The 18,650-nt window shown below is 74.0% G+C and carries 17 protein-coding genes; 9 read left to right on the plus strand and 8 right to left on the minus strand.

The annotated features are described in order from the left end of the window. Positions 1–28 precede the first annotated feature (28 nt). Both IE106_RS19605 and IE106_RS19610 read left to right on the plus strand, forming a co-directional pair. Positions 29–970 (plus strand): ROK family glucokinase, encoded by a 942-nt coding sequence (locus tag IE106_RS19605; protein ID WP_189535769.1) that lies wholly within the window; start codon positions 29–31, stop codon positions 968–970. 88 nt (positions 971–1,058) lie between these two features. Beyond that, on the plus strand, positions 1,059–1,814 hold the full coding sequence (locus IE106_RS19610) for an endonuclease/exonuclease/phosphatase family protein (protein ID WP_189535771.1): 756 nt from the start codon (positions 1,059–1,061) through the stop codon (positions 1,812–1,814). Between the two features lie 9 nt (positions 1,815–1,823). Here IE106_RS19610 and IE106_RS19615 read toward each other — a convergent pair whose 3' ends face one another. Next, positions 1,824–2,525, minus strand: a complete 702-nt coding sequence (locus IE106_RS19615; RefSeq protein WP_189535774.1) for a hypothetical protein — start codon at positions 2,523–2,525, stop codon at positions 1,824–1,826. Beyond that, positions 2,518–3,321 (minus strand): alpha/beta hydrolase, encoded by an 804-nt coding sequence (locus IE106_RS19620; protein ID WP_189535777.1) that lies wholly within the window; start codon positions 3,319–3,321, stop codon positions 2,518–2,520. The genes IE106_RS19615 and IE106_RS19620 overlap by 8 nt, the downstream gene beginning before the upstream one ends. A 190-nt stretch (positions 3,322–3,511) precedes the next feature. Between IE106_RS19620 and IE106_RS19625 the strand changes: the two genes are divergently transcribed. From IE106_RS19625 to IE106_RS19640, 4 genes are all read left to right on the plus strand, one after another. Continuing rightward, on the plus strand, positions 3,512–4,252 hold the full coding sequence (locus IE106_RS19625; protein ID WP_189535942.1) for a lysophospholipid acyltransferase family protein: 741 nt from the start codon (positions 3,512–3,514) through the stop codon (positions 4,250–4,252). 67 nt (positions 4,253–4,319) lie between these two features. Beyond that, on the plus strand, positions 4,320–5,534 hold the full coding sequence (gene macS / locus IE106_RS19630; RefSeq protein ID WP_189535780.1) for a MacS family sensor histidine kinase: 1,215 nt from the start codon (positions 4,320–4,322) through the stop codon (positions 5,532–5,534). After that, the gene (locus IE106_RS19635) at positions 5,531–6,205 is read left to right on the plus strand and encodes a response regulator (RefSeq protein WP_189535782.1); all 675 of its coding nucleotides are present in this window, start codon (positions 5,531–5,533) and stop codon (positions 6,203–6,205) included. Before macS ends, IE106_RS19635 begins: the two co-directional genes overlap by 4 nt. A gap of 118 nt (positions 6,206–6,323) precedes the next feature. Then, entirely contained in the window at positions 6,324–7,319 is a 996-nt protein-coding gene (locus IE106_RS19640) for a 2-hydroxyacid dehydrogenase (protein WP_189535784.1), read from the plus strand. Here IE106_RS19640 and IE106_RS19645 read toward each other — a convergent pair. From IE106_RS19645 to IE106_RS19655, 3 genes are all read right to left on the minus strand, one after another. After that, on the minus strand, positions 7,271–9,169 hold the full coding sequence (locus IE106_RS19645) for an anthranilate synthase family protein (RefSeq protein WP_189535785.1): 1,899 nt from the start codon (positions 9,167–9,169) through the stop codon (positions 7,271–7,273). The genes IE106_RS19640 and IE106_RS19645 overlap by 49 nt on opposite strands. A 93-nt stretch (positions 9,170–9,262) precedes the next feature. Beyond that, positions 9,263–9,319, minus strand: coding sequence for a trp operon leader peptide (locus IE106_RS31005; protein ID WP_189535944.1), 57 nt, complete (start codon positions 9,317–9,319; stop codon positions 9,263–9,265). A 102-nt stretch (positions 9,320–9,421) separates the two neighbouring features. Further along, positions 9,422–12,250: an N-acetylmuramoyl-L-alanine amidase gene (locus IE106_RS19655; protein WP_189535787.1), complete on the minus strand. Its 2,829-nt coding sequence runs from the start codon at positions 12,248–12,250 to the stop codon at positions 9,422–9,424. A gap of 190 nt (positions 12,251–12,440) precedes the next feature. Between IE106_RS19655 and IE106_RS19660 the strand changes: the two genes are divergently transcribed. Beyond that, positions 12,441–13,796 carry a class II 3-deoxy-7-phosphoheptulonate synthase gene (locus IE106_RS19660; protein WP_189535789.1) on the plus strand — a complete coding sequence of 452 codons (1,356 nt, stop codon included), beginning with the start codon at positions 12,441–12,443 and terminating at the stop codon, positions 13,794–13,796. A 183-nt stretch (positions 13,797–13,979) separates the two neighbouring features. Further along, positions 13,980–14,249, plus strand: a complete 270-nt coding sequence (locus tag IE106_RS19665; protein WP_189535948.1) for a (2Fe-2S)-binding protein — start codon at positions 13,980–13,982, stop codon at positions 14,247–14,249. A 67-nt stretch (positions 14,250–14,316) separates the two neighbouring features. On the opposite strand, the gene bfr is transcribed toward IE106_RS19665, so the two are convergent. Beyond that, the gene (bfr, locus tag IE106_RS19670; RefSeq protein ID WP_189535791.1) at positions 14,317–14,796 is read right to left on the minus strand and encodes a bacterioferritin; all 480 of its coding nucleotides are present in this window, start codon (positions 14,794–14,796) and stop codon (positions 14,317–14,319) included. Between the two features lie 151 nt (positions 14,797–14,947). Here bfr and IE106_RS19675 point away from each other — a divergent pair, with 151 nt between their 5' ends. Then, a complete protein-coding gene (locus tag IE106_RS19675) occupies positions 14,948–15,580 on the plus strand; it encodes a sulfite oxidase-like oxidoreductase (protein ID WP_189535793.1) in 633 nt (210 codons plus the stop codon). A gap of 114 nt (positions 15,581–15,694) precedes the next feature. Here IE106_RS19675 and IE106_RS19680 read toward each other — a convergent pair whose 3' ends face one another. Beyond that, a complete protein-coding gene (locus IE106_RS19680; protein WP_189535796.1) occupies positions 15,695–16,633 on the minus strand; it encodes a deoxyribonuclease IV in 939 nt (312 codons plus the stop codon). Between the two features lie 6 nt (positions 16,634–16,639). Then, on the minus strand, positions 16,640–18,628 hold the full coding sequence (pknB, locus tag IE106_RS19685; RefSeq protein ID WP_189535798.1) for a Stk1 family PASTA domain-containing Ser/Thr kinase: 1,989 nt from the start codon (positions 18,626–18,628) through the stop codon (positions 16,640–16,642). Positions 18,629–18,650 lie beyond the last annotated feature (22 nt).

Consider the following 18,650-nt stretch of genomic DNA (forward strand, 5'->3'; position numbering starts at 1 on the left):
CGGGGCTCGACCGAAAACTGAGGGACACATGGGACTCACCATCGGCGTCGACATCGGCGGCACGAAGATCGCGGCCGGCGTGGTCGACGAAGAGGGCACCATTCTCGACACCCACAAGGTGTCCACCCCGTCGACGCCCGAGGGCATCGTCGACGCGATCTGCGCGGCCGTCTCCGAGGCGGGCAAGGGCCACGACGTCGAGGCCGTCGGCATCGGCGCCGCCGGCTACGTCGACGACAAGCGCGCGACCGTCCTCTTCGCACCCAACATCCACTGGCGGCACGAGCCGCTGAAGGACAAGGTCGAGCAGCGCGTCGGGCTGCCCGTCGTCGTGGAGAACGACGCGAACGCCGCCGCCTGGGGCGAGTACCGCTTCGGCGCCGGCCAGGGCCACGACGACGTCATCTGCATCACGCTCGGCACGGGCCTCGGCGGCGGCATCATCATCGGCAACAAGCTGCGCCGCGGACGGTTCGGCGTCGCCGCGGAGTTCGGCCACATCCGGGTCGTCCCGGACGGCCTGCTGTGCGGCTGCGGCAGCCAGGGCTGCTGGGAGCAGTACGCCTCCGGCCGGGCCCTCGTCCGGTACGCGAAGCAGCGCGCCAACGCCACCCCGGAGAACGCCCGGATCCTCCTGTCCCTCGGCGACGGCACCCCCGACGGCATCCAGGGCAAGCACATCAGCGACGCCGCCCGCCAGGGCGACAAGGTGGCCGTCGACTCGTTCCGCGAGCTGGCCCGCTGGGCCGGCGCGGGCCTCGCCGACCTGGCCTCCCTGTTCGACCCGTCCGCGTTCATCGTCGGCGGCGGCGTCTCCGACGAGGGCGAGCTGGTCCTCGACCCGATCCGCAAGTCCTTCCGCCGCTGGCTCGTCGGCGGCCGGTACCGGCCGCACGCCCAGGTCCTCGCCGCCCAGCTCGGCGGCAAGGCCGGCCTGGTCGGCGCCGCGGACCTCGCCCGCCAGGGCTGAGCACCCGCCCGGGCCGGCGCCCGGGATCCCGGCGGCCGCCCGCCGCGCCCCCCGCGGGGCGCGGCGGGCGCTGTCGTATCGTGCCCGCATGGCGCTCACCGCACTGCCCGACTCCCGCACCGAGCCGGACGGTTCGGCCGTGGTCCGGGTGCTCGGCTACAACGTCCGGTCGATGCGCGACGACCAGGACGCCCTGGTCCGGGTCATCCGCGCCTGCGCCCCCGACGTCGTCCTCGTCCAGGAGGCGCCCCGCTTCTTCCGCTGGCGCGCGCACGCCGCCCGGCTCGCCGCCGGGAGCGGGCTGCTCGTCCTCGGCGGCGGGGCCCCCGCCGCCGGACCGCTGCTGCTGTGCTCCCCGCGCGTCACCGTCGAACGGACGCGGGACGTCCTGCTGCCGCTCACCCCCGGCCTGCACCGGCGCGGCTTCGCCACCGCCGTCGTCCGGGTCGCCGGCGCCCGCTTCGGGCTGCTCAGCTGCCACCTCGGCCTGCGCGGCGACGAGCGGTACGCGCAGGCGGGCATGCTGCTGGACGAGCTCGCCGCGCTCGACGTGCCCCACGCCGTCGCCGGGGGCGACGTCAACGAGGGCCCCGGCGGACGCTCGTTCCGCCGGCTCGCCGCCGAACTGCAGGACTGCCGGGCCGTACGCCCCTGGGGCGGCGAGCACACCTTCACGCCGGGCGACCCGCGCCGGCGGATCGACGCGATCTTCGCCACGAGGGGCGTGGAGGTGCTGGGCTGCGGCGTGCCGGCCGGGCTGCCCGGCGTCACCGACGCGGACCTGAGGGCGGCGACGGACCACCTGCCCGTGCTCGCCGCCCTCCGCGTACCGGCCGCCCCCTGACCGCGGGGGTCAGACGACCGCGCCGCGTCCCGGGTCGTCATCCTCGTCGTCGCCGGCCTGCATCCGCGCCACCAGCGTCGCGAAACCGCCCAGGAAGCCGCCGACGCACAACGTGGTCAGCCACCACGTCATGTCCCACCCGAGCAGCACGGCGAGCAGCATCAGCACCGGCCCGCCCACCACGCCCAGCCAGCCGAACTTCACCGCCGGGTCCGCCTCGGGCAGCGGGGGCGGCTCCGGCGGGACGAAGTGCCCCTCGCCGTCGTCGTCCTCGCCGGCCTTCGCGCCCGCGCCCGCGTCGGCCTTCGCGCCCGCGTCGGCCGCGCCGCCCCCGACGTCCGCCAGCTCGTAGTCGCGCGGGCCGCGCGGGCCGACACCCGGCGCGAACACGACGGAACCGCCCAGCACCGGCTTGCCCGCCGGGGCGTCGTCGTCCCTCCCCGCGTCCCGCCCGCCGTCGCCGTCGCCTTCGCCGTCCTCGTTCTTCGGGTCCTCCTCCAGCAGCGCCAGGTCCTCCACCGACCGGAACGGCTTCGCGCCCGGCGGGTCCGGCGGCTCCTCCCCGTACGCGGCGACGATCGCCGCCCAGGCCGCCTCCTCGTCGATCGGCGCCCCGCCGTCCACCGGCTCCGGCGCGGGCCGGTCCCCGGGGCCGTCGTGCCGGTCCCGGCTCTCCTCGCGGTCCGCGTCCGCGTCGTGTTGCTCAGCCACCGGTCGTGCTCCCCTCCCTGTGCCTGTCCTGGCCGGCGGTCCCGCCGGCCTCCGGAGCGAGCCGGCCGATGAACGCGTGGCTCTCCTCGAAGATCCGCTCCGCCTCGTGGTCCAACGTCGCCACGTGGTAGCTCTGTTCCAGCAGGATCTCCGTGACGTCCGTGGAGGAGACACGGCTCAGGACGCGCGCCGAGTCGGCGGGCGGTACGACGTGGTCCTGGGGCGCGCGCAGCAGCAGGAGCGGCTGTGTCACCTGCGGCAGCTCCCCGTCCACCAGGCGCAGGAACCGCCGCAGCGAGTACGCCGCGTGCAGCGGCACCCGGTCGTAGGCCAGCTCGTCCACGCCCTCCTTGGCGATGTCGTTCGCCAGTCCGCCCGTCGACGGCACCAGGTGGCGGACGAGCGGCAGCGCGTGCGCCGTCACGCCGTGCACCCTGTTCGCCGGGTTCACCACGACGACGCCGCGGACCGCGTCGCCGTGGCGGGCCGCCAGGCGCAGCGCCAGCGCGCCGCCCATGGACAGCCCGAACACGAAGACCCGGGCGCACTTCCCGCGCAGCGCGCGCAGCTCCCGGTCGACCTCCGCGTACCAGTCCTGCCACGTGGTGAGCTGCATGTCCTGCCAGCGCGTGCCGTGCCCGGGGAGCAGCGGCACCGACACCGTCAGGCCCCGCTCCGCGAGGTACTCGGCCCAGGGGCGCATCGACCGGGGCGAACCGGTGAAGCCGTGGCACAGGAGCACCCCGACGTCACCGCCCTCGTGGTGGTACGGCTCGGCTCCGGGAAGGACCGGCACGGAGGTCTCCTGTTCGATTCGGTGGGGCTCGTGGGCGTGTACTTCACCGTACGCGACCGGGGTGACACCGACCAGGGCCGTCGCACCCGCGGCCCGGACCCGTGTACGGGCGGGAGGGGGCCGGGGGCGGCACACGGGTTATGGTCTGTGCGACGGAACACGGGAGGAACACGAGTTGATCTACGGCGCTATGAAGTTCTCCATCGGAGGGACGCTGAAGCTCGCCTTCAGGCCCTGGGTGGAGGGCCTCGAGAACATTCCCGCCGAGGGGCCGGCGATCCTCGCGAGCAACCACCTGTCGTTCTCCGACTCCTTCTTCCTCCCGGCGGTCCTCGACCGCAAGGTCACCTTCATCGCCAAGGCCGAGTACTTCACCTCGCCCGGGGTGAAGGGCCGGCTCACCGCCGCGTTCTTCAAGGGCGTCGGCCAGCTGCCCGTGGACCGCTCGGGCGCCCGGGGCGCCGGCGACGCCGCCGTGCGCAGCGGCATCGACGTCATCAGGCGCGGTGAGCTGTTCGGCATCTACCCGGAGGGCACCCGCTCCCCGGACGGGCGGCTGTACCGCGGCAAGACCGGCGGCCTCGCGCGCGTGGCGCTGGCCACGGGCGCCCCGGTCATCCCGATCGCCATGATCGACACGGAGAAGATCCAGCCGCCCGGCAAGGTCGTCCCCAAGCTGATGCGCCCCGGCATCCGCATCGGCAAGCCGCTGGACTTCAGCCGCTACCAGGGCATGGACAACGACCGCTTCATCCTCCGCTCGGTCACCGACGAGGTGATGTACGAGATCATGAAGCTGTCGGGCCAGGAGTACGTCGACGTGTACGCCACGGTCGCCAAGCGGCGCATCGCCGAGGCGGAGAAGGCCGCCAAGGCGGCGGGCAGGGCCGAGGAGAAGGTCCAGGACAAGGCCCGGAACAAGGCCGACTGAGGCGGAGCGACGACGCACGCGCCCGGCGCCGGACGGCGGCCGGGCGTGCGCGCGGGGGGTGGGGGAGATGGCCAGGCGGGAGCGGGTGGTCCGCATGTCCGTGGAGCAGCCGCTGTGGCGTGCGCTCACCGCGTACCGCGTCCTCACCATGGTCTACGTGGACCTCCTCTTCGCGGTCAACCGCGGCGACTTCGAGCGGCCGTGGATCGCCGCCGGCTTCCTCGCCGCGATGAGCGCGTGGACGCTGGCGACCCTGCCCAAGGTGTCCGGCGCCGCCCGCTGCACCAAGCGGTTCCTGCTCGTCGACCTCGCCCTCGCGCTGACGGGCATCCTGCTCACGCCGCTCGCCGACAGCGACGCCCAGGTCCAGGACGGCCCCACGCTGCCCGGCATCTGGACGGCGGGCGCGGTCCTCGCCTACGCGATCAAGGGCGGCTGGCGCTGGGCCGGCTTCGCGTCCTCGCTGGTCGCCGTCGCCAACATCGTCGAGCGCGGCGAACCCAGCCGCGACACGCTCCACAACGTGCTGCTCGTCTGGGTGGCGTCCATCGCGATCGGCTACGTCGTCGAGGTCGCCCGCGCCTCCGAGCGGACGCTCGCCCGGGCGCTGGAGATCGAGGCCGCCACCCGCGAGCGGGAGCGCCTGGCCCGCGACATCCACGACTCGGTCCTCCAGGTGCTGGCCATGGTGCAGCGCCGCGGCACCGCCCTGGGCGGCGAGGCGGCCGAGCTGGGCCGGATGGCGGGGGAGCAGGAGGTCGCCCTGCGCACCCTGGTCGCCGGCGGCCTCGTCCGGCCCTCGCACCTCTGCGAGGACGCCTCGCAGGGGGCCGTCGTCCGCCTGGTCGACGAACCCGACGAGGACGACGGCGAGGACGGCGGCGAGCAGGACCTGCGGTCCCTCCTGGCCCCGCACGCCGGCTCCCGCGTCACGTTCGCCGAACCGGGCGCCCCGGTCGTGCTGCCGCGCCCGGCGGCCGCCGAGCTGGCGGCCGCCGTCGGTGCCGCCCTGGACAACGTGCGCAGGCACGCGGGGCCCGGCGCCCGGGCGTGGATCCTCGTCGAGGACTGGCCCGACGAGGTCGTCGTGACCGTGCGCGACGACGGGCCGGGCATCCCCGACGGGCGCCTCGCCCAGGCGGAGAGCGAGGGCCGGCTCGGCGTCGCCCAGTCCATCCGCGGCAGGCTGCGGGACCTGGGCGGGACGGCGGAGCTGGTCTCGGTGCCCGGCCAGGGCACGGAAGTCGAGTTGAAGGTCCCACGGGGGAAGGCGAGACGATGACGGAACGGCCGATCAAGGTGATGGTGGTCGACGACCACCCGATGTGGCGGGACGCCGTCGCCCGCGACCTGGCCGAGGCCGGGTTCGACGTGGTCGCCACGGCGGGCGACGGCGACCAGGCCGTCCGCCGCGCCCGCGCCACCGTCCCCGACGTGCTGGTCCTCGACCTGAACCTGCCGGCGAAGCCGGGCGTCGAGGTCTGCAAGGAGCTCGTCGCCGGCGGCGACCTGCCCGTGCGGGTCCTGGTGCTCTCCGCGAGCGGGGAGCACGCCGACGTCCTGGAGGCCGTGAAGTCCGGCGCCACGGGGTACCTGCTGAAGTCCGCCAGTACCGCCGAACTCCTCGACGCGGTACGGCGCACGGCCGCGGGCGACGCGGTGTTCACGCCCGGCCTCGCCGGCCTGGTGCTCGGCGAGTACCGCCGCCTGGCGGCCGAGCCCGCGCCGGCCCGGGGCGCCGCCGAGCCGGACGCGCCCCGCCTGACCGACCGCGAGACGGAGGTGCTCCGCCTGGTGGCGAAGGGCCTCGGCTACAAGCAGATCGCCGAACGGCTCGTCATCTCCCACCGCACGGTCCAGAACCACGTCCAGAACACCCTGGGCAAGCTCCAGCTCCACAACCGCGTCGAGCTGGTCCGCTACGCCATAGAACGCGGCCTCGACGACGCCTGACACCGGCGCCCCGCCCCGGGCCCGCTCCGGGTCCGGGTCCGGGTCGGGGCGCGCGCCGGGCGGGGTCCGGCCCGGAGCCGTATATTCGCGGTGACCGCACCGACCAGCGGGAGGCACCGTGGACGTCCTGGCCTTCGGCGTGCAGGCCGACGAGAAGCCCCTCCTGGAGCGCGCCTTCGCGGGCCGCCACGACCTGCGCTGCCTGGGCGTCTTCCTGACGGAGGACACCGCCCCCCTGGCCGCCGGCCACGAGGCCGTCTCCACCAGCGTCAACGCCGACCTCGGCGCCCGCGTCCTGCGCACCCTCGCCGAGGGCGGCACCCGGATGGTCGCCCAGCGCTCCACCGGCTTCAACAACATCGACCTGGACGTCGCCCGCGACCTCGGCCTGACCGTGGCCCGCGTGTCGTCCTACTCGCCGTACTCCGTCGCCGAGTTCGCGTGGGCGCTCGCCCTGGCGGTGAACCGCCGCATCGTCCGCGCCGCCCACCGCACCCGCGACTTCGACTTCCGCCTCGACGGCCTCCTCGGCCGCGACCTGCGCGGCCGCACCGTCGGCGTGGTCGGCACCGGCAGGATCGGCGAGGCGTTCACCCGGATCGCGCACGGCTTCGGCATGCGCCTCCTCGGGTGGGACCTGGCGGAGAACCCGGCCTGCCGGGACCTCGGCATGACGTACGTCGGCAAGGAGGAGCTCCTCGCCGCCTCCGACCTCGTCAGCCTGCACGTCCCGCTGACCTCCGCGACCCGGCACCTCCTCGACGGGGCCGCCCTCGCCACGATGAAGGACGACGCCGTCCTGGTGAACTCCAGCCGGGGCGGCCTCGTCGACACCGACGCCCTCGTCGCCCAGCTGCGCGCCGGGCGGTTCGCGGGCGTCGGCCTCGACGTCTACGAGGCGGAGGCCGGGCTGTTCCACCTCGACAAGTCACTCGTGGGCGTCGACGACGACACCCTGGCCCGGCTGATGACCTTCCCGAACGTGCTGGTCACCAGCCACCAGGCGTACTACACCGCCGAGGCGGTGGGCGAGATCGTCGCGGCGACCCTGCGCAACGTCACCGACTACGCCGAGGGCCGCCGCAACGAGAACGTGCTGGTCCCCGCCGGCTGACCGAGCAGGCCCCGCACGATCGCGGCGCCGTTCAGCGTGAGCACCGACTCGGGGTGGAACTGCACCCCGGCGAAGCCCCCGCCGCGCAGCGCGTGCACCTCCCCGGTCAGCGGGTCGCGGCTCACCTCCACCCCGCGCGCCGCCAGCCGCCCGGCCGCCGCGTCGTCGCAGCGGGCGGTGAAGCTGTTGTAGAAGCCGACCGTCTCCCGCGTCCCGAACAGGTCGATCCCCACCTGCGCGCCCTGGAACGGGGTCCGCTTGCGCACGATCTCCAGGCCCAGCTCCGCCGCGATCAGCTCGTGGCCCAGGCACACACCGAGCAGCGGGTACCGGTGGCCGCCCAGCAGCCGTGCGGCCAGGTCCCGCAGCATCCGCATCCGCGGGTCGCCGCCGTCGCCCGGGTCGCCCGGCCCGGGGCCCAGGACCACCGGCCCGGCGTGCGCCAGCGCGGCTCGGCGCAGCCCCGGCTCGTCGAACCGCCGCACCGTCACCTCCAGCCCGCAGGAGCGCAGCACGTGCGCCAGCATCGACGTGAACGTGTCCTCCGCGTCGACCACCAGCACGTGCCCGCCCAGCTCCGCGGACCGCTCCTGCATCCGCAGCCAGAACGGCGCCAGGTCCGCGCGGCGGGCGTCCAGCGCCGCCCGCACCCGCGGGTCGTCGGCGAGCCGCGGGGCCGGGGCGGCCTCGTCGCGCGGCCGCCCCGGACGCACCCCGAGCGCCGCCAGCACGCCCGCCGCCTTGGCGTGGGTCTCCGCGACCTCGCCCTCCGGGTCGGAGTGCCGCACCAGCGTCGCCCCGACCGGCACCCGCAGCCGGCCCTCGGCGTCGACGTCGGCGGTGCGGATCAGGATGGGCGAGTCCAGCGTCTGCGCGCCGCCGGCGTCCGTGCCGAGCAGCGCGAGCGCGCCCGCGTAGTAGCCGCGCCCGCCCTCCTCGTGGCGCTCGATGACCCGGCAGGCGTTCTGCACCGGCGACCCGGTGACCGTCGCCGCGAACATCGTCTCCCGCAGCACCTCGCGCACGTCCAGCGTCGACCGCCCGCGCAGCTCGTACTCGGTGTGGGCGAGGTGCGCCATCTCCTTCAGCCGGGGCCCGACCACGACACCGCCCATGTCGCCGACGGTGCACATCATCTTCAGTTCCTCGTCGACGACCATCGACAGCTCGTCGGTCTCCTTGCGGCTGGCGAGGAACGCCAGCAGGTCCTCGGGGGTCGGCCCGCCGGCCGGGTAGCGGTAGGTGCCGCTGATCGGGTTCATCACGACCGTGCCGCCGGACATCCGCACGTGGACCTCGGGGCTCGCCCCGACCAGGGTGCGGGCGCCGGTGTGGACGACGAAGGTCCAGTACGCGCCCCGCTCGCCGGCCAGCAGCCGCCGGAACAGGGCCAGCGCGTCCGCCCGGCCGAAGCCCGGCACGCGCCCGCGGTAGGTGCGGCGGATGACGAAGTTGGCGCCCTCGCCGCGGCCGATCTCGTCGTCGATCACGCGCCGCACGATCCGCGCGTACGCGTCGTCCGGCACGTCGAAGCCGCCGTCCTCCACCCGCACGTCGTGGGCGGGCAGCCGGTCCAGGGCGTCGGCGAGCGGCAGCTCGTACGTCTCGTCGGCGACCAGGACGGACAGCGGCGTCCCGTCGTCGCGGACGTCGAAGCCGCGCTCCCTCAGCTGCCGGAACGGGACGAGGGCCAGGGCGGGCCGCTCCCCGACGGGCAGGTCGGCGAGCCGCTCCACCTCGTGGACCTCGCCGACGAGCACCTCGACGGTGTCGTGGTCGCGGCCGGGCGTGCGGCGGCGGAGGAGGGCGAACGCCGGGCCGTTCGGGTCGAGCAGGTGGTCGAGGTCCATCCGTGGTGTTCCTTCCGTGGTGGGAGGAACGGCCCCGAGAACGAGAGAAGGCCGCCCCTCGGGCGGCCTTCGCGTGTCGTGTGCGCGCGTCGATCAGTGGGCCGCCGGATGAGCGGTCCACCACCAGTCACGGGTCGTCGTCGCGAACACGGTGGCGACACTAGCGCATCCGCCCGCGGCGCCGCAGGCCGTCTTGTGGAGTGGGACGGGCCGCGTGCCGCGGGCGGATGCGTGCCCCGGAGGGCGGGTGCGTCAGACGAACAGGTCGTAGACCTGCCAGCCCTTGCCGATCGTCGTGCGGGCGGCGAACGGGGCGGTGGCGCTGCCGGTGCCCCGGTAGAACCACAGCTCGCCGTTGCCGTCGCGGGCGATCACGTCCGGCCGGCCGTCCCTGTCCAGGTCGCCCGGGCCGAGCAGCGCGTCGTAGATCTGCCAGCCCCTGCCGACGGAGGTGCGGGCCGCGAACGGCGCGGTCGCGCTGCCGGTGCCCTGGTACAGCCACAGGTAGCCGGAGCCGTCCCGCGCGATCATGTCGGGCCTGCCGTCGCCGGTGACGTCACCGGCGTCGGTCATCGAGGGGTAGACCTGCCAGCCCTTGCCGACGGAGGTGCGAGTGGCGAACGGCGCGGCCGGGTTGCCGGTGCCCCGGTACAGCCACAGGTAGCCGGAGGCGTCGCGGGCGACGAGGTCCGCGAGGCCGTCGCCGGTGAGGTCCCGGGCGCCGCTCAGCAGGTCGTAGATCTGCCAGCCCCTGCCGACGTGCAGCCGGGAGGTGAACGGCGCGGACGGGTTGCCGCTGCCCTGGTGGTACCAGAGGTCGCCGGAGCCGTCGCGGGCCACGACGTCGCCCGTGCCGTCCGCGCGCAGCGCCGTCATCGAGGTGATCGCGTCGTACGCGTTCCAGGCGGTGCCGACCGGGTAGCGGGTGAGGAACGGGGCGGTGGCGCTGCCGGTGCCCTGGTACTGCCACAGCACGCCGTTGCCGTCGCGGGCGAGTGTGTTGTGGCGGTCGGTGCCCGGGTCGGGGGCGACGGAGGGGACCGTCTCCACGTCGGCCGCGTCGACCCACGCGAAGCGGTGGTTGTAGCGGATCGGGTAGAACGAGTTGCTCCCCCGCACCAGCGTCCGGGAGCCTGCGCCCGTGCCGTCGATCGTGCCGCCGTAGTAGTACGTGCCCGGCACGGCCGGACCGGCCAGCGTGTACAGCTGCCCGGCCGGGAGGGCGTACTTCGTCAGGTCCGCGCCGTTCTGGTCCTGCACCGGCACGCCCGTGCCCGCGTACGCCGCGTCGTCGGGGTAGCTGCGCCCGTACACCTTGACGGTCGCGCCGGCCTTGGCCCGCAGCGCGGTCCCCGACGCCACGGGCACGGTGAACTGGCCGCCCGGGTTGTGGAACCACGCCTTCTGGCCGCCGTACCAGATCGCCGTCCAGTCGTTCTGCGCCTCGGCGACGACGAACGTGCCGCCGGCGACGAGCTTGTTGCCCCAGTTCCAGCCCTCGGACCAGGTCTGCTCGCCCAGGTACGGGTCGCCGATGGTGGGCGAGCCGGTGGAGGGGGACGTGTACAGGTAGCCGAAGTTCGCCGGCTGCGTGGGCACCGCGGCGCCGTTGTTCGTCAGCTTCGGCTGGTTGGCCGTGGTGAAGGGCGGGACGAAACGGACGAGCTGCCCCGCCCGGAGCGGGCCGCCCGCGCCGCCGTCGCCCGTGCGGACGCCCATCAGGGACATGTAGTGGTTCCAGTCCCAGAACGGGCCCGGGTCCCAGTGCTGGGCGCGGACCTTGCCGTCCAGGACGCCCGGTATCTCGTCGTGGCCGATGATGTGCTCACGGTCGAGCGGGATGCCGTACTTGGCCGCGAGGTGCTTGACCAGCGCCGCGGACGACTCGTACTGCGGCTCCGTGTACCAGCTGCCCTCCTTGATCGCGTAGCCCTCGTGCTCGATGCCGATCGAGTGCACGTTGAGGGTCTTGTTGCCCGCGTGCCACGCCTCGTTCTTGTTCTCGACCATCTGGGTCACCAGACCGTCGGAGGCGCGGACCATGTAGTGGGCGCTGGCGTACGAGCCGGAGTTCTGGAAGAGCGCCAGCGACCCGTCGTAGCTGCCCTCCGTGTCGTGGATGGCGATGTAGCGGATGTCGTGGCCGCCCTCGGGGCGGTTGGCGACGTTGTAGTTGCCCCAGTCGTCGGGGCCGCTGTTCTGCCGGTACGCGGCCGGGCGGAAGTCGCAGCCCAGGCCGGCCGGGCAGTCGGGCGCCGGGACGTCGGCCGTGCCGGCGGGGGCCGCGGCGAGCGGGACCTTCGCCGCCTGGACGGGCTTCACGGACGGGTCGGCCGGGAGGGACAGCCGCTGGCCGTCGCCGGTGACCCGCCGCTCGCCGGTCCTGATCGACTCGAAGACGCGCTTCGCGAACAGCTGCGCGCCCTTGCGGTCGGGCGCCTGGCTGTAGCGGGCGACGGCCGGGTACCACCCGCCCGGCTCGTCGGGCAGGGAGCCGGTGGCCTCGCGCTGGTACTCGGCGAGGAGCGCCGCGCCGGCGCGGACGCTCTGCCCGGGGTCCTCGCGCACCGCGGCGGGGGAGGAGCCGATCAGCCCGGCGGCCTCGTCCAGCGTGTGCAGCCGGGGGTCGCCGGTGTCGACGGGCTCCCTCCCGACCGACTCCAGCGCCTTCTCGGCGTCGAAGTGCCTCTCGACGTTCGGGTCGCCGCTGCGGTTCATGTGGGCGAGGCGGTGGTCGTCGCCCTCGCCGTCGTGGCCGTCCTCCAGGTCCTCCGGATCGACCTGGGTGAGCCCCATGACGTTGTACGCGCCGGTGGTGCTGGGCAGGCCGTCATGGCTCTCCCAGCGCGTCTGCCGGTACGACACCGCCATCAGCACGCTCGTCGGGACGTCGAACTCGCGGGCCGCCTTCTCGAACTCGGTCTGCAGCTCCGCGGCCGGGGCCGCGGCGGCGGAGGGGCCCGGGAGACCCGGGGCCGCCACGGCGAGGGAGCCGGCGGTCGCCACGGCGGCCACCGCCGTGGCGATGCCGTGGATCAGGAACTTCCTCTTCTTGCGGTCTCTTCGATGGCCGACGCTCAAGTCCCACCCCTGTGTGAAGTTCGCGGCTAGGCAAAGTAGTTCAAGCCTCAAGAGTGCGTGACGCTACCAAACGCGTGTTCGGTCGGGTGCGGCGGGTCACCGCGCGCCGCCGCGTCCGGAACGGGAGGCGGCCGTCTCACTTTCTGATCCCCCACGTGGACGACCGCGCGGAACGCGTAATGTTGTCGAGGTGACCGTGAACGCTGACACCCACGCCGTCGCCGCCAAGGCGACCTGGCGAGACCTGCCCGCGGCGCAGCAGCCCGAGTACCCGGATGCCGAGGCTCTGCGCGATGTGATCGCCGACCTCGAGTCGTATCCGCCGCTCGTCTTCGCCGGAGAGTGCGACCAGCTGCGCGCCCGGATGGGGGCCGTCGCCCGGGGCGAGGCGTTCCTGCTCCAGGGCGGGGACTGCGCGGAGTCCTTCGACGCCGTGGGCGCCGAGGACATCCGGGCCAAGCTGAAGACCCTCCTCCAGATGGGCGCCGTGCTGACGTACGCCGCCTCCGTGCCCGTCGTGAAGGTGGGCCGGATCGCCGGCCAGTACTCCAAGCCGCGCTCCAAGCCCACCGAGACCCGCGACGGGGTGACCCTCCCGACGTACCGCGGCGACTCCGTCAACGGCTTCGACTTCACCGAAGAGGCCCGCATCCCGGACCCGCAGCGGCTGAAGCGCATGTACCAGGCGTCCGCCTCGACGCTGAACCTGGTCCGCGCCTTCACCACCGGCGGCTACGCCGACCTGCGCCAGGTGCACGCCTGGAACCAGGACTTCGTGAAGTCCTCCCCGTCCGGCCAGCGGTACGAGCAGCTGGCCCGCGAGATCGACAACGCCCTCAACTTCATGAAGGCGTGCGGCACCGACCCGGCCGAGTTCCGCACGGTCGAGTTCTTCGCCTCCCACGAGGCGCTGCTCCTCGACTACGAGTCCGCGCTGACCCGCATCGACTCGCGGACCGGCGACCTGTACGACACCTCCGGCCACATGGTGTGGATCGGCGAGCGCACGCGCCAGCTGGACCACGCGCACATCGAGTTCGCGTCCAGGATCCGCAACCCGATCGGCATCAAGCTCGGCCCCACCACGACGGTCGACGAGGCGCTCACCTACGTCGACCGCCTGGACCCGGAGCGCGAGCCGGGCCGGCTGACCTTCATCGTCCGCATGGGCGCCGACAAGGTCCGCGACAGGCTCCCCGAGCTGGTCGAGAAGGTCACGGCCTCGGGCGCGGTCGTCGCCTGGGTCACCGACCCGATGCACGGCAACACCTTCGAGGCGGCCTCCGGCCACAAGACGCGCCGCTTCGACGACGTCCTGGACGAGGTCAAGGGCTTCTTCGAGGTCCACAAGGCGCTCGGTACGCACCCGGGCGGCATCCATGTCGAGCTGACCGGCGACGACGTCACCGAGTGCGTGGGCGGCGGCGACGAGATCTTCGTCGACGACCTGCACCAGCGGTACGAGACGGCCTGCGACCCGCGGCTCAACCGCAGCCAGTCGCTGGACCTCGCGTTCCTGGTGGCGGAGATGTACCGGGACCAGTGAGCCGAGATCGTTGATCTTGGCTGGAAACAGCCGTGACATGCGCGTGGGGCGCGGATCCGTGTGATCCGCGCCCCACCGCCTTTTCCGGGGGCGTCCCGGGCTTTTGCGCATCGCGCCCTATAGGTAAGGTTAGGTTAGCCTCACCGACCAAGCGGGGGGCGTGAGCCCGTGACCTGCAGGGAGGTGACCCGCGTGTACGTCTGCTCGTGCTTCGGTATCACCGAGAAGCAGGTCAAGGAACACGCGGACGCCGGTGCCTGCACCCCGCGCCAGATAGCCTCGGCCTGCAAGGCGGGCACCGACTGCGGCTCCTGCGTGCGCCGCATCCAGGCCATCCTCGGCCGGGGTTCCTGCCCGAGGCGCGAGCTGGTCGACAAGGGCGAGCCGGCGCTGTCCGGGCTGTCCGGCCCGCCGGCGGCCCCCGTGCTCCGGGGCCTCTCCGAAGTCGCCTGAGACGCGCCCGGCACGCGGTCCGCGCGTCCTGGGCGTCGGCAGGCAGACGGGGCTTTGAAGGCGCGACCTAGCCCTCGGGCTGTTCGACGATCGTCGCCAGGTACAGCGACTCCCCGAGCTTCTGCACCAGCTCCAGCTGCGTGTCGAGGTAGTCGATGTGGTGCTCCTCGTCCGCGAGGATCGCCTCGAAGATGTTGGCCGAGGTGATGTCGCCCTTGTTGCGCATCACCTCGATGCCGCGCCGCAGCCGGTCGATCGCCTCGACCTCCACCTCGCGGTCCGCGTGGAACATCTCCGTCACCGTCTGGCCCACGCGCACGTGGAACAGCCGCTGGTAGTTCGGCAGGCCCTCCAGGAAGAGGATCCGGTCCGTGAGCACCTCGGCGTGCTTCATCTCGTCGAAGGACTCCGCGCGGGTGTACTTCGCGAGCTTCGTCCATCCGAAGTTCTCCTGCATCTTCGCATGCAGGAAGTACTGGTTGATCGCGGTCAGTTCGGCGGTCAGCTGTTCGTTGAGGAACTCGATGACCTCGGGGTCGCCCTGCATCGCAGAGGCTCCTTCCACGTGTGAAGGGGCGGGATGCGCATCCTCGCACCGCGGAAGGAGACCGTCCAGTAAGTGGAGGCTTAGTATGACTTGCCCGATTCGCCCCTGACCTCGGTCGTGACCACCCCTCCCGGTCTGTCACCATTGAGTCATGGGTCAGCCGGAGAGCGGGGAACACCGGGCAGCAGGGGAGTCCACGCTTCCGCCGGGGCAGCGTCTGCAACGCGGCTGGCCGGTCACCCACTACGGGCCCGTCCCCAAGTTCCGGCCGGAGCGCTGGGAGTTCCGGGTCTTCGGCGCCACGGCGGACGGCGGGAAGCACTGCTGGAGCCACGAGCAGTTCACCGCGCTCCCGTTCTCCACCGTCGTCGCCGATCTGCACTGCGTCACGAAGTTCAGCATGCTCGGGGCCGAATGGGGGGGTGTCCCCGCGCGCACGGTGCTGGAGCTGGCGCCGCCGGCCCCCGACGTCAGCCACGTGATGGTGTGGGCCGAGTACGGGTACAGCGCCAACGTGCGGCTGTCGGACTTCGCCTCCGAGCGCACCCTCTTCGCCACCCACAAGGACGGTGAGCTGCTCACCGCGGAGCACGGCTTCCCGCTGCGGCTGATCGTGCCCCACCTGTACGCCTGGAAGGGACCCAAATGGGTCCGCGGCGTCGAGTACATGACCGCCGACCGCCGCGGCTTCTGGGAGGAGCGCGGCTACCACAACATCGGCGACCCGTGGGCCGAGCAGCGCTACTCGTACCAGGAGGAGCCGGGCGACGGCCCGGAGCTCTGACCCCGGGCCCGGCCTCCGGCCGGGCCGGCGCGTGCGCCGTGGGGCGCCCCTCCTGCCCCCGCCGATCACGCGGGGCGTCTCCCCGCCCCGATCGCGCGGGGCGCCCGGCAGGGGTCAGGGCCGGGCGGTCCCGCGCAGGGACTTCAGCCGCGCCACGTCCTCGGCGTGCTTCTCCCTGCCGCCCGGCGTCTCGATGATCAGCGGCACGCCCTCCGTGGCGGGGTGGCGCATCAGCTCCCGGAAGGGCTCCTCGCCGATGTGCCCGGCGCCGATGTTGGCGTGCCGGTCCTTGTGCGCCCCGGCGACGTCCTTGGAGTCGTTGGCGTGGACCAGCTTCAGCCGGCCCTCGCCGACCGTCTCCACCAGCAGGTCCAGCGTCTTGCGCATGCCCTCGGCCCCGGTCAGGTCGTGGCCGGCGGCGAAGATGTGGCAGGTGTCCAGGCAGACGCCGAGCCGGGGGTGGGCGTCCAGCGCCTCGAAGTAGGGGCCGAAGTCCCAGGTCCGGGAGCAGAGCGAGGAGCCCTGCCCGGCCGTCGACTCCAGCAGCAGGAACGGGTCGTCGTCGTGCGTGAGCTCGTCCAGCAGCGGCAGCATCCGCTCCCGCACCTGCGCGAGCGCCTCCGCGCGGGGCCGGCCGCCGGTCGCCGAGCCGGTGTGGACGACGACGCCCAGGGCGCCGATCGCGCGGGCCCGGCGCAGCGAGTGGCGCAGGGACTCCACGGACCGCTCGACGGTGGCCTCGGTGTGCGAGCCGAAGTTGATCAGGTAGGGGGCGTGGACGTACGCCGGTATGCCCTCGGCGGCGCACTGGTCGCGGAACATCTCGTCCTGCGCCGGACTGCCGGCCGGAGTGGCCCAGCCCCGCGGGTTGGCGACGAAGACCTGCACGGCCTCGGCGCCGATCTCGCGGGCGGCGGCCAGACCGGTGGCGGCCAGGCCGCCGGCCACCGGGACGTGACCGCCCACGGGGCGCGCGGCGCCTTCGGGACGGGCGGTGCCTTCGGGGCGGGCGGTGCCTTCCGGGTGGGCGGATCCGAGGGCTCGGGGGAGCATGGGGGGCTAGATTCCCTTGGTCTTGATGGTGATGGTGCTGCCCTCGGGCGCGGTGCCGCCGCCGGGCACGGACTGCCCGCTGACGGTGTCGCCGAGGTACGGGAAGGACTTCTCGACCTTCACCTCGAAGCCCGCCGCCTTCAGCTCCCGCGTGGCGTCGTCGACGTTCGCGCCCGTCACGTCCGGTACGGCGACCATGCGGGGGCCCTTGGAGAGCGTGAGCGTCACGGTGTCGCCCTCGGCGGCGCGGGCGCCCGCCGGGAGGGACTGGGCGGCGACCGAACCGGCGGGGTGCGGGGAGTGGACGCGCTCCTCGGCGACCTCCACCCCGAACCCGGCGTCCGCGAGCGCGCCGCGGGCCTCCTCCAGCGGCCGTCCGACGGCGGCCGGCACGTCGACCGGGGCGCCCTTGCTGACGACCAGCGCCACGGCGGCGTCCGGCGACCGCTCGGTACCGGCCGGCGGGTCGCTGCTGACGACCGAGCCCCTCGCCACCTCGCCGTCGAACTCCTCGGTGACGACGCCCGCCGCGAGCCCCGCCCGGCGCAGCTCCTCCTTCGCGGCGGCCAGCGGCCGGCCCTTCAGGTCCGGCACCTTCACGATCCTCGGGCCGCGCGAGATGACGAGGTCCACCGAGCCGTTGCCGCGGATGCGCTCGCCGGGCGCCGGGTCCGTGGCCATGACCGTGCCCCGCTCGTACGCGCTGCTGAACTCCTGGCGCGTCGAGCCGACGTCGAGTCCCTCGTCCGTGAGCCGCCGCTCGGCGTCCGCCCGGGTCTTGCCGAGCAGCCCGGTGGCCGGGACGTGGGTGAACTGGCCCGAGTTGATGTACCAGACGCCGGCGCCGATCCCGAGGACCAGCAGCACGGCCGCCACGATCGCCGCGGCTCCCCGTCGCGGGCCGGAGGCCAGGGCCAGGGCGCGGCGGCGGGGCCCGGCGGGGCCGGCGGGCGGCTCGGGGCGCGGCTGCGGGCGCGTACCGGACTCCGGCGGCGCCTCCAGCCGGCTCGTGCGCTCCACGTCCCCGGCGACGGGCAGCGGGCGGGCGATGACGCTGGTCACGTCGTCGGGCCCGGCCTGCGCCCCCTGCCGTGCCGCGTCCGCGCGGTCCTCGCCGCGCGCGCCCGGCGGCACCAGGTCCAGCAGCGCGTCGTCGAGCGCGGCCCGGACGGCGAGGGTCCGGGAGAGCAGCGCCACGGCGTCGTGCGGGCGCTGCCCGGCGTCCCGCGCCGTGGCGGCGGCCACGAGGGCGTCCAGCTCGGGCGCGAGGCCGGGGACGGCGGCCGAGGGGGCCGGGACGTCGTGGTTCAGGTGCCGGTAGAGGACCTGGGCGGGCGTGTCGCCGCCGTGCGGCTTGCCGCCGGTCAGCATCTCGTACAGGACGACCCCGCACGCGTACACGTCGGTGCGGGTGTCGGCGGTGCCGTGCTCGATCTGCTCGGGCGCCAGGTACGACACGGTGCCCAGGACGGACCCGGTCGTGTGGGTGGCCGTGCCGACCGCCCGCACGAGGCCGAAGTCGGCGACCTTGACCCGGCCGTCGTCGCCGATCAGGACGTTCTCCGGCTTCATGTCCCGGTGGACGAACCCGGCCCGATGCGCCGCCCCGAGCGCGGCGAGCACCGGCTCCAGGACGTCCAGCGCCGCCCGCGGGGACAGCGCCCCGCGCTCGCGGAGCACGTCGCGGAGCGTGCAGCCGGCGACGTACTCCATCGCCAGGTACACGTACGGCCCGTCCGCTCCCTGGTCGAAGACGCCGACCACGTTCGGGTGGGAGAGCCGCGCCACGGACTTGGCCTCGCGGATGAACCGCTCCACGAACGACGCGTCGGTCGCCAGCGACGGGTGCATCACCTTCAGGGCGAGGTCGCGGTCGAGGCGGGTGTCGACCGCCCGGTAGACCGTGGCCATGCCGCCGACGGCGACACGCGCGTCGACGCGGTAGCGGCCGTCGAGCAGCCGGCCGACGAGCGGGTCGTGAAGGGTCGTATCCACGCGCCCGAGTCTACGAGCCCCG

The organism is Streptomyces roseolilacinus (assembly GCF_014649335.1).
In the GTDB taxonomy this organism is placed as follows: Bacteria; Actinomycetota; Actinomycetes; order Streptomycetales; family Streptomycetaceae; genus Streptomyces; species Streptomyces roseolilacinus.

Coding starts and splice junctions, on each gene's coding strand:
- IE106_RS19605 (WP_189535769.1), top strand. CDS start 29: ATGGGACTCACCATCGGCGTCGACATCGGCGGCACGAAGATCGCGGCC.
- IE106_RS19610 (WP_189535771.1), top strand. CDS start 1,059: ATGGCGCTCACCGCACTGCCCGACTCCCGCACCGAGCCGGACGGTTCG.
- IE106_RS19625 (WP_189535942.1), top strand. CDS start 3,512: ATGAAGTTCTCCATCGGAGGGACGCTGAAGCTCGCCTTCAGGCCCTGG.
- macS (WP_189535780.1), top strand. CDS start 4,320: ATGGCCAGGCGGGAGCGGGTGGTCCGCATGTCCGTGGAGCAGCCGCTG.
- IE106_RS19635 (WP_189535782.1), top strand. CDS start 5,531: ATGACGGAACGGCCGATCAAGGTGATGGTGGTCGACGACCACCCGATG.
- IE106_RS19645 (WP_189535785.1), bottom strand. CDS start 9,169: ATGGACCTCGACCACCTGCTCGACCCGAACGGCCCGGCGTTCGCCCTC.
- bfr (WP_189535791.1), bottom strand. CDS start 14,796: ATGCAGGGCGACCCCGAGGTCATCGAGTTCCTCAACGAACAGCTGACC.
- IE106_RS19675 (WP_189535793.1), top strand. CDS start 14,948: ATGGGTCAGCCGGAGAGCGGGGAACACCGGGCAGCAGGGGAGTCCACG.
- IE106_RS19680 (WP_189535796.1), bottom strand. CDS start 16,633: ATGCTCCCCCGAGCCCTCGGATCCGCCCACCCGGAAGGCACCGCCCGC.